This window comes from Ferrimonas sp. YIN67, from assembly GCF_057219095.1.
In genome coordinates this window covers 177,829-191,640 of sequence record NZ_JBXVVJ010000003.1, presented here as the reverse complement: position 1 = coordinate 191,640, position 13,812 = coordinate 177,829, and the positions used below count along the sequence as shown (strand labels likewise).

Sequence of the window (13,812 nt, the reverse complement as noted above, 5' to 3'; positions counted from 1 at the left end):
TATGTTGCCTTCTCAGGCTGAGCCTAACGCTTCTTTGATTGCCCAGTTGGGTGCCGATCTCCTGCCCTGGGAGCCAGCCCAGCCGATCCGTATCCTGTTGGGCTCGGCTCTGACGGTAGCACAGGGGCAGCATGCGCTGCCAGGTTCGGGCGTGGTAACGTCTGTCGTGGCCGATACCCTGGATGGTGGGCTGGAGCGGGTTGGCTGGCAAGGGGATCTCGGCGAAGTACCATCGATGGCACCCAAGGGCTGTGAACTGTTGGAGCTGCCTGCGCATGTCCCTCAGCTGAGCGTTCCGGGACTACTGCTGATGGACATGGATTCAACCGCCATTGCCATCGAGTGTATCGATGAGATCGCCCGGCGAGGCGGTGTGTATGAGCAGGTTGCCGAGATCACCGAGTTGGCGATGCAGGGTGGATTGGATTTTGCCGAATCACTGCGACGTCGTGTCGCCATGCTCCAGGGGGTGCCCGCGTCCATTCTCGAAGAGATTGCCGCCGAATTGCCGATCAATCCAGGATTGGAAACCCTCTGTCGAACCTTAAAAGCCCGAGGTTGGAGGCTGGCATTGGCTTCCGGTGGTTTTAATCGGATCGCTTCGGTATTGGCTGAGCAATTGGAACTGGATTATTTCGAGGCCAATGACCTGGCTGAACAGGATGGGATCCTGACAGGGCAAGTGGATGGTGCCATCGTGGATGCGGCGCGTAAGGCGGCGATCCTCGCGGAGCTGGGGCAGCGATTTGGGATCCCTCAAAGTCAGTGGGTTGCGCTGGGTGATGGGGCCAACGATCTTCCGATGCTGGCCCAGGCCCGGCTTGGCGTCGGTTTTCGGGCCAAGCCCGCAGTCGCTGCCCAGGTAGATGCGCACCTGGGGACCCTGGGGCTGGACGCAGTGTTGGGCATGCTTCGCCCCTAGATATTCGTTGTTTCAGTCTGTGCTTTGGTGGTCATACAGTGAGGGAACCAGGCTCTCCAGTCCGGCTCGCACCATCATTTCATGGCTGGTCTCGTAGAGCTGGACACAGCCTCGCACCTGCCATAACACCTCTTCCAGCTCTCGCGCTCGGTGGAGGGCGTGACCGCTGATCGCCGCCAGATCTTGCTGAAGATAATCCAGATCGGGTTTGCTGGCGGCGCGCATCTCGATCCTCAGGCCGAGGAAGCGTCGACGCACCATGGCATCGAGAATGAAGCCCCGCAGGGCTTGTGTGTCCTCGGTCAGTGTTAGGCACTGGGCTGGCTCGTCATCCTGTGGCAGCTTAATGGCCAATTCGAGCCGGGGGGATTGGTCTGGGCTGGATTTTAACCTGGCCAAGGCATTACCGATCTCAGTGTGGCCCAGTAACCAGCTCAGATCTTGAACGTCCTGTTCGGGCTGGATCAGCCGACGTTGGAGTGGACCGGGTTGGGCACTGCAACCGACCAGATCGATGATCCATCGGCCCTTGTGCTGGTGGACAAACAGGGGCAGGGCCTGGAGTTGCCTCAAGGTGAAGTTCTTCATCCCCTCGATCAATTGATGATGCTGCCCTGCCGATCCCAATTCCGGCAGTTTACTGCGATTTTTACTGATCAGGTGGGATAGGAACAGCACCCCGGTGTGGTTCTGGCTGTTACAGACTTTGAGCCTTAGGGTGCGTTCGTCCGGCAGTACGCCGACCACCTCATAGGCCATGCCACTGAGTTTGAGTTTGCCCGCTAGGGATTGCAGCCTCGGCAGGGCCAGCATCACACGATCCCCCGTGGTCAGAGGCGTCTGTTCGTTGACTTTGAGTCGGATCCCTCTGGGCGCGATGTCCAGTGTCAGACCGGACCAGCTTTTTCGTCCCTGGCTGATGATCACCTGAGAGGCCAACTGAAACCTGGGCTCTCTTCGACGATCCTGAAACTTCATCAGATGGGGCCGGATAGGATCCTGGCCGACCCGGCTCATACCGTAACGGCGCAGGACGTTGGGATCTTGTGTCAGGGGGCGGCTGACATACAGCGCAGGGGTGTCATTGGCCAGCGCTTGCAGGGTCAGTAGCATGGCCGTGGCCTGAAACTGTTGGCATACCAGGGGTTCAAAGGCGGTATTGCTCAGGGGATCCCGCAAGGCGCGGCGTCGATCCGTATTCTCCAGAGGCTGCAAGCTCAGCCGATGGATACGGAAGCTGGGTTGCTGTGCGGCCAGGTGCAGGAAGGTGTCGACATGGCCGCTGTGCATCAGTTCACTGAGTGTGGCACTGAAAAACAGGCGTTGATCCCTTTGGTCAATGCTGAAGCTGTAGAGCAGGGCGTGGGCCCCGTTATTGGGATCGCTTTGCAGGCGACTGATGCGTGAGTTGCTGATCACGGCCGATAGCTGACTTACACCTTGCTCATTGACCCAGTGTTCCCAGTGTTGCTGATTGGCTTCGGTGAGCAGGACCGCGCTGGGATACCACTGTCCATCACGGTGTTCCAGGGTGATGGGCAGGGTGGTCAGATTCGGCAGCAGGTGACGTTCATAGCCATGACTGCGCGCCGTGGCGATCAGGTGATTGAGGTCCAGCTTGGAGCGCAGCGTGCTGGCCTGAAGGACTCGGGCCAACTCCCGGCTTTGCGTCATGTCCGGATTGAGACGTTTGAGTCTCAGGTAGAGATAACCCTTTTCATGAGTATTCTCCAAGATCTGGTAGGCCACTCCCTGCTCCAGTGCACTGGCGAGGAACTCTTTGCAGATGGCATCAAAATGAACCCGTACTGGCTCCTTGGGATCTAGCCGTGCCTGAGGATCGGTGCGCACCTTGCTACCACCTACCGAGAGATCCAGGGTCAGGCCGGCAACGGGTTCCCCACCCTGACTGAGACTGATCTCGGTGGAGAAGGTCCGGCGCGGCTCTTGGCGGGTGACATAGTGCCCCAGGGCCAGTGTTCGGCATTGGCCTTCGAGCAGTTGGGTCGTGTTGGGTAGGCCACGCGGAGGTGGGGTCGGTGTTTCGGACTGCAATGCTTCGATGGCGCCCACCGTCAAGCGGTTACCATAGAGGCGAACCAACTCTTCCAGCTTTTCGGCTTTATGGCGAGGCAGGAAGTGGTGACAGCCTCCGATCTCCACCTCGTGACAGGGCTCACTGCTATGACCTCGCAGATCCAGCACTTGATGGGTGGCCTGGTTAAGGCGGTTGAGCTCCATCTTAAGCAGGAAGCGGTCCGAGCGAGACAGGTCGGCGCATAACTGCTCCATCATCTGCTCGAAGTCTGGCCTCTGCATCAAGGGCTTGAGTTGTTCGATAAAGGCGCTGTGATCCATACCTAGCTCACCTGATATTCGCTAGGTTTCATTGTAACCGGGATCCTGCATCGGTGATAATGCTGCAATCTTATTGAAAATCATTGGTCTGAACATGGCAAAAGCAAAGTCCGCCTACGTCTGTAACGACTGTGGCGCCGATCATCCCCGTTGGCAGGGGCAGTGTAACGCCTGTGGTGCCTGGAACACCCTGACGGAGGTACGCCTGGGGGCCGCCAAGGCCAGCCGAGGAGCGGAGCGCTACAGCGGTTATGCCGGTGCAGGCTCCAGTGCGGTGCAGACTCTGGATCAGATCGACTTGACCGAGGTGCCGCGCTTCTCCAGCGGTTACTCGGAGCTTGATCGGGTGCTGGGCGGTGGCATCGTGCCGGGGGCGGCGATCCTGATCGGCGGTAACCCGGGTGCCGGTAAATCCACCTTGCTGTTGCAGGTGATGTGCCGTCTGTCCCAGCAAATGAACGCGCTGTACATCACCGGCGAGGAGTCTCTGCAGCAGGTGGCGATGCGGGCCAATCGCCTGTCTCTACCAACCGATAAGCTGAAGATGCTGTCGGAGACCTCGGTGGAGCAGATCTGCCTGGTGGCTGAGAAGGAGAAGCCCGCCATCATGGTGATCGACTCCATCCAGGTGATGCACATGGCGGATATCCAGTCGGCGCCGGGCAGTGTGGCTCAGGTACGAGAGAGCGCCGCTTACCTCACCCGGTTCGCCAAGCAGAATAACGTGGCCATCCTGATGGTGGGACATGTCACCAAGGACGGCACCCTGGCTGGCCCCAAGGTGCTGGAGCACTGCATCGACTGCTCGGTGATGCTCGACAGCATGGGGGATAGCCGCTATCGCACCATGCGCAGCCACAAGAACCGTTTTGGCGCCATCAACGAGCTGGGTGTGTTCGCCATGACAGGGCAGGGACTTAAGGAGGTCACCAATCCTTCGGCGATCTTCCTCTCCCGCAGCGCCACGCCCTCGGCGGGATCTGTGGTGATGGTGGTATGGGAGGGCTCGCGGCCCTTGCTGGTCGAGTTGCAGGCCCTGGTGGATCACAGTCCACTGTCCAATCCCCGCCGGGTGGCGGTGGGGTTGGATCACAATCGTCTGGCCCTGCTGCTGGCGGTGCTGCATCGTCATGGGGGCTTGCTGATGTCCGATCAGGATGTCTTTGCCAACGTCGTCGGTGGGGTCAAGGTGGCCGAGACCGGGGCCGATCTGGCCCTGTTGCTGGCCATGGTGTCCAGCTTCAAGGACGTGGTGTTGTCCCAGGATCTGGTGGTGTTTGGTGAGGTGGGCCTATCCGGGGAGATCCGCCCGGTACCCAACGGCCAGGAGCGCCTCTCCGAGGCGGCCAAGCACGGTTTCAAACGCGCCATCGTGCCTCAGGGCAATGCGCCCCGTCAGCCCATCGAGGGGATGGAGGTGACGGCGGTTAGCAAACTGGCCGACGCGTTGGATGCGATGTAAGTCCGAGATAGTTGATGTGAAACGGCAGCCCAAGGGTTGCCGTTTTTGTTCGAGCCAAGTGGTTCGAGAGTGGAAGCACAGGGGAAAACCAAATGGTGATGAGGATAGCGGCTCGACCTTTTAAATGTGATGGCATTCATCAGACCTAACTCCTTGAGCCATAGGGTTTCTTTAATCCTTTTATACACTTTCGTTCTTTGCCGTTTGCTTGTAGGTTAGGGAATGGCCTTCCGAATGTGACTTTGATGCACGGCAGTATTGGTGGGCGTCCTATTCTGTAAACGCTCGGGTGGCATGCGCTTCTTATGAAAAAGATACTCTGTTGGTTTCTTCCCCTTCTCTTGATGCTGGTCTCAATAGCCAGGGTCGCCGCCGATCCGCGCTGGCAGTTTGGAGAGCCGATCAGTCTTGATGATGACTGCCTGGTTTCCCAAGAAGCGGGGGTCGTTAAGTTACACGTTGGCGCTCACAAACACGACTTCACCTTGACTCCAAGCGGACCTGTGCTGAATGCCCCGCGCGTCATGCGCTCGGTTGAAGGCAATTTTTCCCTGCAGGCACACGTCGAAATTCAGCGTGAAAAGGCACAGGATCCCGACAGTAATCGGTTGCGCTTTGCCACCGGAGGGGTGACGGTTTGGCACAGTCCCGATGATTTTGCCCGATTCGAGCGGATGGCGTCGGATCCCGCCAGTTTCTGGTTTGAGTTGTTTCGGGACGGTCATCCCGTCACCTGGGAGCAAGTCCCGGTGGATGAGGAGCAGTACTTTATGCGGGTTGATCGGGTAGGCAAGCACTTTGCCTTTTACTCCAGCAGTGATGGGCAAATCTGGCAACGCCATCAGGGGTTCCGCCTGACGGATGAAGCGACGGAGCCCGTTGAGGTGGGTTTTTTCTCGGTCAATGGAACCGGCGGTACACTGGATGTGGTCTTCGATGAGATCAAGCTTGAACAGTAGGCGTCTTAGAGTAAGCGTCCACCTTTTTATGCTTGCTTGGCCCATCTGAACCGAGCAAACCGAGCAAGCATCGATATCCCGACAAGCCCTATTTCGACAGATCTTTCCTCGTGCTGTGGGCACGTGAGCTGGCCGATTGAGACAGGGCTAATGACTCATTCGATGCGTATTCTGTTGCTGAGCCCTAAGATCTCGATGTATCTACCTTGTTGATCTCTTGGACCCTTCTTAACAGCTTCAATGAGTCTAGCTCCTAGAACCCAAAGTGCTTTGATACATAGTTTCAAAATTTGGGATCCGCTGCTCCCATATCGGCGTTTCTTCACCAATAAATTCTTTGAGCACTTCAAGAAATAATCGGGTCTTGGATGGCAAGTCTCTATGGGGATAAACCGCATAGAAAGTGCCAAAATCGGCTAAATGCAGATGTGTCATGATAGGGATCAGTTTGCCTTCGAGTATCTCGTTACCGATCGTCTGCGCCGTCACGACGGATATCATATCTCCCTCTGTCGCAGCGTATTTCAGCATATCCAGTTCGTTAGCCTTATAGACCACATTGAGGCGAATATGCGCTTCTTTTCCTTGAGGATCATGGAATTTAATTTTGTCTATCTTCAGGCTATCGGATGCATAGACCGCCGCAGGCAGTCGCTCGAGCTCGGCGATGGTTTTGGGTTCACCATGCCTTTGTAGAAAACCCGGTGACGCCACGATCAGAAGTCTATTTCTGGCCAGCTTTCTGGCAATCAGGCTTGAATCTTTTGGTACGCCAGTGCGAAAACCGAGATCAAAACCGCCTGCGACAAGGTCCTGCATGCGATCGTCCAGTCGAAGTTCAATGTCGATGGCCGGGTATCGATGTTGAAAGGCAATAACGGCTTTCTGCACATAACGTCTGCCAAAATCAATGGTGCTGGCGATCCTCAAAGAGCCTTGTGGTTCTGAATGAAAATGTTCCGCGAGCCTGCGGGTTTCGTCGAGAAGGGTGCGCAGGCGTCGGGCCTGCTGAGAGACTTCGTGACCAGCCGCTGTTAATGACAGGGAGCGGGTCGTCCTGTTTAGCAGTCTTACTCCCAGTTCGGCCTCGAGTTTGCTTATCTGTTTAGAGACGACCGAACGATTGATTCGGCGATGCTCCGAGGCACCGACAAAGGAACCTGACTCTGTAACGTCGAGCAGTAAAAGCAAGCGATCTGCAAACTCCATTCGTCCTCCACTTCATTGATTGTTGCCCATATGGCACCTATATGATGCCCTATAGTGCATTTATCAACCTACAATTCGCGCCTAATATTGCTCCCATGGTGTCGGACATGATGTGTCAGAAGCCTAAACCCAATATCCGATGAGGAGAGTTATGATGAGCAAGCTAACTGTAAGTAAAACCGACGGGATCGCCCATGTTTGTATCGACAACGCCCCGATCAACCTATTAACACTTGATCTCATCAATGAACTGAATGCGTTCATTTTGTCATTGAAAGATGATCGCGACACCAAGGCAGTGGTTTTCAGATCTAATCATCCTGCTTTCTTCCTGGCGCATCTGGATATTACTCTGATCAATGGGACTCCTGGTGGCCAGGCGGGCAGCATAGAATTCAGCCACATGATCAACAACATCAAGTCGATGAAGCAGCTATCTATCGCCGTGATTGACGGTGTCGCCCGTGGTGGTGGTAATGAGTTCGTGATGGCCTGTGACTTGGCCTATGGCACAGAAAATGCGGCTTTTGCTCAACCTGAGCTGTATATCAATATTCCGACCGGTGGCCAGGGAGCGGTGCAGTTTGCTCGGCGCATGGGCAAAAATAAGGCGCTGCAAGCATTGCTGACCGGGGCGGACTACAGTGCGGAGCAAGCCGAAGCACTCAACATCATTACCCAGTATGTACCCAAAGCGGAGATGGAGACTTTTCTCGCCCAACTTCTGGCTATCGTCGGTGGCTGGGAAGTGCGGGATATCCTTATGTATAAGGAGATTGTTTCTGTCTCAATCAGGGATGAAAGTGCCGGAGCGGAACTCGAACTGCGCTATTTTCTTGAGCGAGCGAAAGAAGAGAAAACACAGACGATCATCAATACCTTTCTTAAGCATGGTGGCCAGACCGAGCGTGAGGCTAAGGATATGCAAGGGATCTTTATTGATACGGCCAATGAGTTGAAAGGATAGGCATGGCCCAAGGATAAGAGTCATTGAAAAGGATCCCAGTGACGGCTGTGAAAAACAGGGGTCTTCCACAGCGAGACTCTGCCAAGCACCTTTGCCGACGTTGGGGCTCCGCCTCCTGCTTGCCCGATAGGTCGAGGTGTGCGGTTTTAGGAGTCTATCTAATGAAGGCCAATGCCTAACAACGATCTCGGCAGAGTAAAGCGGCAGCCTTTCGGCTGCCGCTTTCTTTGAGCCAAATCCCTTGGCTTAGTCTCGAATGCGCCAGGCAACAGCCAGCAACAGCAGACTGAGCAGGTACAAAGGCCACTGGCCGACTCGGTTAAACCAGGTCTGTCCATTTGTCAGCGCCACTTCGGTGCGCAACACGCCTTCGGTAAACTGGGGCAATTGCTCGGTGATCCGGCCTTTTTCATCCACCACGGCGGTAATGCCGTTGTTGGTGACGCGTAGCAGCGGGCGGCCCAGCTCCAGGGCGCGCATCTGGGCGATGGCCATATGCTGATGGGGACCGATGGAGTCCCCGAACCAGGCGTCGTTGGAGACGGTCAGCAGCAGATCCGTATCGGCGTGGACGTTGCTTCGCACCAGTTCGGGGAAGGCGATCTCATAGCAGATGGCCGGTGCCAGGCTGGCCCCGTTGGCCATGAGGTTTTCTTGTACCGCATCGCCCCGGGCGAAGGAGGACATGGGCAGGTTAAACAGCGGCGCCAGGGGACGAAGGAGCGACTCCAGGGGGACAAACTCCCCGATGGGCAGCAGTTGATGCTTGTGGTAGCGGCCGGGATCCGTGGGCAGCAGCGGCGCACCGTTATCAGATTCACCCAAGGTCATCAGTGAGTTATAGAAGGTTTGCATGGGATCCATCGAGATGATCCCAGTGATCAGTCGGGTCTGCGCTTCGGCGACGCCGTGATCCAACTGGACCAGAAACTCCTGCACCATGGCTTCGGGGGCCGGCACCGCGGCTTCGGGCCAAACGATCAGATCGGCATCGAAGTGGGGTTTGGAGAGATCCTGGTACTTGATCAGGGTGGGCCAGAGGTTTTGTGGCTCCCACTTGATGCTCTGGGCGATGTTGCCCTGAACCAGGGCTACGTCCAGGCTGCGACCGTCACGCGTCACACCGGGTACCTGAACGGCCAATAGCGTCAGCACCGCGAGCAGCGAGGGGATCGCCAGGTAGTTCCACTGACGTCGTGCCAGGGGCACCAGGCTGGCGGCCAGCAGGCTGACCAGCAGGCCGATCCCGAGCACACCGATCAGCGGGGCGAGGGCAGATAAGGGGCCTTCCAGTTGGCTGTAGCCGGACCAGAGCCAGGGGAACCCGGTGAGCATGCGACCGCGCATCCACTCACTGATCAGCCAGAGGGCGGGAAACGCCAAGGTACGGGCCAGAAGGCTGCGGCTGAACCAGCGGTTGAGGGTATAAAGCGCCAGGGCGGGGTAAAGCGCCAGATAGAATGATAGCCCGGCCATCAGGCCGAGGGAGACCACCAGTGGCATGCCGCCAAAGCTGTCGATGCTAACATGGACCCAGCGAATGCCAGCGGCGAACAGGCCAAAGCCCCAGGCCAGTCCCAGTTTGGCCGCTTGGCGTGCTGTTTTACCTTCGGTTTGCCACAGCAGCAGGGCCAGGGTGAGGGGCAGCAGAGGCCAGAGGTTGAACGGGGCGAAGGCCAGGTGAGCGAGGGCACCCGAGGCGATGGCGGCTAGGTAATGAAAAGCGGGGCTGATAAGCCCCGCACTGGTGTGTTGCTTTGGCTTCACGCGGCGGAATGATCCTTAAAGCTTGCTGAATTAGTACTGCGTACCTGCAGTTGTACCAGGCGGCGGGTATCGGCGCTGACGACTTTGAATTCAAACTCACCCAGTTCGATGCTCTCACCCCGCTCCGGCAGGTGACCGAAGGCGTGGCTGATCAGGCCGCCGACCGTGTCATATTCCTCATCGGAGAAGCGGCTATCGAAGTGTTCATTGAACTCCTCGATGGGCGTCAGGGCGGCGACAGACCAGACCTGGCGGCTGATCCTGCGAATATGCTCCTGAGTATCCTCTTCCAGATCGGTTTCATCTTCGATATCGCCGACGATGGCTTCGAGGATATCTTCGATGGTGATCAGGCCGGAGACACCGCCGTATTCATCCACCACCATGGCCATATGGTAACGTTCTGAGCGAAACTCCTTGAGCAGCACATCCACGCGCTTGCTTTCGGGAACCACCACAGCAGGGCGCAGGATCTTCTCCAGAGTCAGTTCGTCCTGATTGCCAAAGCCCCAGGCCAGAAGGTCCTTGGCCAGCAGGATCCCTTCGATATGATCCTTGTCCCGATCGATCACCGGGAAACGGCTGTGGGCCGAGTCGATGACGATGGGAAGAAACTCTTCAACCGTTTGATTTTTCTCGATGGCGATGATCGCCGAGCGGGGGATCATCAGATCCCGAACACGCAACTCGGCGACATCCAGGACACCATTGATCATCTCTTTGGTATCTGAGTCGATCAGGTGACGCTCCTGGGCGTCTTGAATGACGTCCACCAATTCCTGTCGATTCTGAGGTTCACCGGCAAACAGTTGAGTGATGCGCTCCAGCAGGCCGGTTTTTCCCTTGGTTGCGCTACTCGAGGGAGGTTGGTCTTCGTTCATAGTCTCTCTTGGGCTTGGGGTCTTCAGGGTCAGATTACCGCTCTTGGTAGGGATCGGCAATGCCCAGTTGGGCCAACAATTGGCGCTCTAGGGCTTCCATCTGCTCGGCGTCGTCATCGTCGATATGATCGAAGCCGATCAGGTGCAGGCACCCGTGGATCACCATGTGGGCCCAGTGATCCATTAACGCCTTCTCTTGCTCGTCCGCTTCGCGGGCTACGACATCTGCACAGATCACCAGATCACCCAGCAGGGGCAGCTCGATCCCCGGAGGTGCCTCGAACGGGAAGGAGAGCACATTAGTGGGTTTGTCTTTGCCACGATAGTCGTGGTTGAGCTGCTGGCTCTCGGCATTGTCGCAGATCCGGATGGTCAGCTCGCCGTCGACCTCACGGCCCTGCAGGGCAGTATCGACCCATTGCTGGAACTGGGCCTCGCTGGGTAGCCTGGAGTCTTCCACGGCGATCTGCAGATCCAATTCATTGGCCATCGTTGCTCTCCGGTTTGATGTGTGCCTGAGGGGTGGACGCAGCGGCGGCCAGGGCTTCCCGCTCGGCTCGACGCTCTTTCTCTTGCAGCGCCTTCTTGGTCTGCTCCTTGCGCTCGAAGCTCTCGTAGGCTTCGACCACACGGGCGACGACTGGGTGCCGTACCACGTCCTGAGACTGGAAGAAGTTGAAGCTGATGCTTTCAACATCGCGCAGCACCTCGATGGCGTGGCGCAGGCCAGAGCGGGTACCGCGGGGCAAGTCCACCTGGGTAATGTCACCGGTGATCACCGCCCGGCTGTTGAAGCCGATACGGGTCAGGAACATCTTCATCTGCTCCACCGTGGTGTTCTGGCTCTCATCCAGGATGATGAAGGCGTCATTGAGGGTACGGCCACGCATGTAGGCCAGTGGGGCGACCTCAATGATATTGCGCTCGATCAGGCGCTCGACCCGCTCGAAACCCAGCATCTCAAACAGGGCGTCATACAGCGGACGCAGGTAGGGATCGACCTTCTGGCTCAGATCACCGGGCAAAAAGCCCAGTTTCTCGCCCGCTTCCACCGCAGGACGGGTCAGCAGGATGCGACGGATCTCCTGGCGCTCCAGGGCATCCACCGCAGCGGCCACCGCCAGGTAGGTTTTACCTGTGCCAGCAGGGCCGACGCCGAAGCAGATATCGTGGGCGATGATGTTGCGAATGTACTGGGCCTGGTTGGGGTTGCGTGGCTTGAGCACCCCCTTCTTGGTCTTGAGGAACACCTCATCGCCCAGGGCGCTGGTGTCCTCGGCCTCGAGGCGTACGGTTTCCTGGATCGCCAGGTGCACCTGCTCCGGATCCAGATCAGGCAGTTGGCCCTTGACCGCGGCGGTCTCCACATACAGGGTCTTGAGCAGATCGATCACGCTCTTGGCCTGAGCGGGCTGGCCCACCACGATAAAGTGGTTGTTCTGGTAGCTGATCTCCACACCCAGGCGGCGCTCGATCTGCTTCAGGTTATCGTCAAAAGGCCCGCACAGGGCAGCGACGCGCTGGTTTTGTGCAGGCTCCAGATAGACCTCGAGGGTCAGCAGTTTGTTACTCAATCTCTTTCCTTAGGTTTCTAGGCACTAGGTTCTAGGTTCTAGGCACTAGGTTTCTAGGTTCTAGGTTATCGAGCCTAGGCTCTTGATTGTAGGAACTAGAACCCAGTAGCGCAGCGATCCTAGAACCTGCTCTTGCGCCGCGCGCTTTTGCTGTTAGAACCTGGCCGCGCAGCGATCCTAGCACCGGCTATTGAGCCGCGCAGCGTCCCTGTTAAGGTTGAAAAGTCGCCACACCCAGTTCGTCGGGCATATTGTTCGGGCGATTCTTGAGGATATCACTCGGACGCAGTTCGCGCCGCAGATCCATCTCGGCTTCGGTACGGATCAGCGTACCACGCAGGGAGTTGGGGAACACATCGGTGATCTCCACATCGACAAAGCTGCCGATCAGCTCAGGTTGACCTTCGAAGTTGACCACCCGGTTGTTCTCGGTGCGGCCACGCAGCTCCATCACGTTCTTCTTGGAGGTGCCCTCGACCAGGATCCGCTGAACCGTGCCCTGCATGCGACGGCTGTATTGCATCGCCTGCTGATTAATGCGCTCCTGCAGGATATACAGGCGCTGCTTCTTGGTCTCGTCAGTGACGTCATCCACCATATCGGCAGCCGGGGTGCCTGGGCGCGGGCTGTAGATGAAGGAGAAGCTCATATCGAAGTTGATCTGCTCGATCAGCTTCATGGTGTCTTCAAAATCCTGATCGCTTTCGTTGGGGAAACCCACGATAAAGTCGGAGCTGATGTGGATCTCAGGGCGCACCTTGCGCAGGCGGCGGATGATGGACTTGAACTCCAGTGCCGTGTGGTTGCGCTTCATCATGGTCAGGATGCGATCGGAGCCGCTTTGCACCGGCAGGTGCAGGAAGTCGACCAGCTCAGGCACATCGGCGTAGGCGTCGATGATGTCCTGGGTGAATTCCACCGGGTGGCTGGTGGTAAAGCGCAGGCGATCGATGCCATCGATGGCGGCGACATAGCGCAGCAGATCGGCGAAGGAGCAGATCTCACCGTCGTGGGTAGCACCACGGAAGGCGTTAACGTTCTGTCCCAGCAGGTTGATCTCACGCACGCCCTGTTCGGCCAGTTGAGCGACCTCGTACAGCACATCATCCAGCGGACGGCTGACTTCCTCGCCACGGGTGTAGGGCACCACGCAGAAGGAGCAGTACTTGTTGCAGCCTTCCATGATGGAGACGAAGGCGGTGGCGCCTTCGGCACGGGGCTCCGGCAGGCGGTCGAATTTCTCGATCTCCGGGAAGGAGACATCCACCACCCCTTTCTCACCGGCCTGGATCTTGGTGATCATCTCGGGAATACGGTGCAGGGTCTGCGGGCCGAAGACGATGTCGACGAAGGGGGCACGCTCACGGATGGCGTCCCCTTCCTGAGAGGCAACACAGCCGCCCACGCCGATCACCAGGGCGGGATTGGCTTCTTTGAGCGGACGCCAGCGGCCCAGCTGGTGGAAGACTTTTTCCTGGGCCTTCTCGCGGATGGAGCAGGTGTTCAGCAGCAGCACGTCGGCTTCTTCCGCTTCTTCGGTCAGGGTGTAGTTACCGAAGGCATCCAGCAGATCCGCCATCTTGGCCGAGTCGTACTCGTTCATCTGGCAGCCCCAGGTTTTAATGTGCAGTTTTTTGCTCATCAATCAGCGTCGCTCAAAAAAGTGGGTGTAAAAAAATTAGCCGTGCATTTTAGCGCCGAATGCCCGCCATG

11 protein-coding genes are annotated in these 13,812 nt (G+C 57.5%); 4 read left to right on the top strand and 7 right to left on the bottom strand.

What is annotated here, in order from left to right; all coding sequences use genetic code 11:
- Position 1: 1 nt before the first annotated feature.
- Positions 2-922, top strand: coding sequence for a phosphoserine phosphatase SerB (gene serB / locus AC2D8U_RS08035; RefSeq protein WP_484618528.1), 921 nt, complete (start codon positions 2-4; stop codon positions 920-922).
- A gap of 12 nt (positions 923-934) precedes the next feature.
- Here serB and AC2D8U_RS08030 read toward each other — a convergent pair whose 3' ends face one another.
- Positions 935-3,280, bottom strand: a complete 2,346-nt coding sequence (locus tag AC2D8U_RS08030) for a PilZ domain-containing protein (RefSeq protein ID WP_484618527.1) — start codon at positions 3,278-3,280, stop codon at positions 935-937.
- A gap of 94 nt (positions 3,281-3,374) precedes the next feature.
- Here AC2D8U_RS08030 and radA point away from each other — a divergent pair, with 94 nt between their 5' ends.
- A complete protein-coding gene (gene radA / locus AC2D8U_RS08025) occupies positions 3,375-4,742 on the top strand; it encodes a DNA repair protein RadA (protein ID WP_484618526.1) in 1,368 nt (455 codons plus the stop codon).
- A gap of 305 nt (positions 4,743-5,047) precedes the next feature.
- Complete coding sequence (locus AC2D8U_RS08020) at positions 5,048-5,701, top strand: DUF1349 domain-containing protein (protein ID WP_484618525.1); 654 nt, start codon at positions 5,048-5,050, stop codon at positions 5,699-5,701.
- A gap of 246 nt (positions 5,702-5,947) precedes the next feature.
- Here AC2D8U_RS08020 and AC2D8U_RS08015 read toward each other — a convergent pair whose 3' ends face one another.
- Positions 5,948-6,910 carry a LysR family transcriptional regulator gene (locus AC2D8U_RS08015; RefSeq protein ID WP_484618524.1) on the bottom strand — a complete coding sequence of 321 codons (963 nt, stop codon included), beginning with the start codon at positions 6,908-6,910 and terminating at the stop codon, positions 5,948-5,950.
- A gap of 154 nt (positions 6,911-7,064) precedes the next feature.
- On the opposite strand from AC2D8U_RS08015, the gene AC2D8U_RS08010 reads away from it, so the two are divergent.
- Complete coding sequence (locus AC2D8U_RS08010) at positions 7,065-7,877, top strand: enoyl-CoA hydratase/isomerase family protein (RefSeq protein WP_484618523.1); 813 nt, start codon at positions 7,065-7,067, stop codon at positions 7,875-7,877.
- 246 nt (positions 7,878-8,123) lie between these two features.
- On the opposite strand, the gene lnt is transcribed toward AC2D8U_RS08010, so the two are convergent.
- The 5 genes from lnt to miaB form a co-directional block, all read right to left on the bottom strand.
- On the bottom strand, positions 8,124-9,644 hold the full coding sequence (gene lnt / locus AC2D8U_RS08005; RefSeq protein WP_484618522.1) for an apolipoprotein N-acyltransferase: 1,521 nt from the start codon (positions 9,642-9,644) through the stop codon (positions 8,124-8,126).
- A complete protein-coding gene (corC, locus tag AC2D8U_RS08000) occupies positions 9,641-10,525 on the bottom strand; it encodes a CNNM family magnesium/cobalt transport protein CorC (protein WP_484618521.1) in 885 nt (294 codons plus the stop codon). The genes lnt and corC overlap by 4 nt, the downstream gene beginning before the upstream one ends.
- Before the next feature lie 34 nt (positions 10,526-10,559).
- Positions 10,560-11,015, bottom strand: coding sequence for an rRNA maturation RNase YbeY (gene ybeY, locus AC2D8U_RS07995; protein WP_484618520.1), 456 nt, complete (start codon positions 11,013-11,015; stop codon positions 10,560-10,562).
- Positions 11,005-12,099, bottom strand: a complete 1,095-nt coding sequence (locus tag AC2D8U_RS07990; RefSeq protein WP_484618519.1) for a PhoH family protein — start codon at positions 12,097-12,099, stop codon at positions 11,005-11,007. The genes ybeY and AC2D8U_RS07990 overlap by 11 nt, the downstream gene beginning before the upstream one ends.
- A gap of 211 nt (positions 12,100-12,310) precedes the next feature.
- On the bottom strand, positions 12,311-13,741 hold the full coding sequence (gene miaB, locus AC2D8U_RS07985) for a tRNA (N6-isopentenyl adenosine(37)-C2)-methylthiotransferase MiaB (RefSeq protein ID WP_484618518.1): 1,431 nt from the start codon (positions 13,739-13,741) through the stop codon (positions 12,311-12,313).
- Positions 13,742-13,812: the final 71 nt, after the last annotated feature.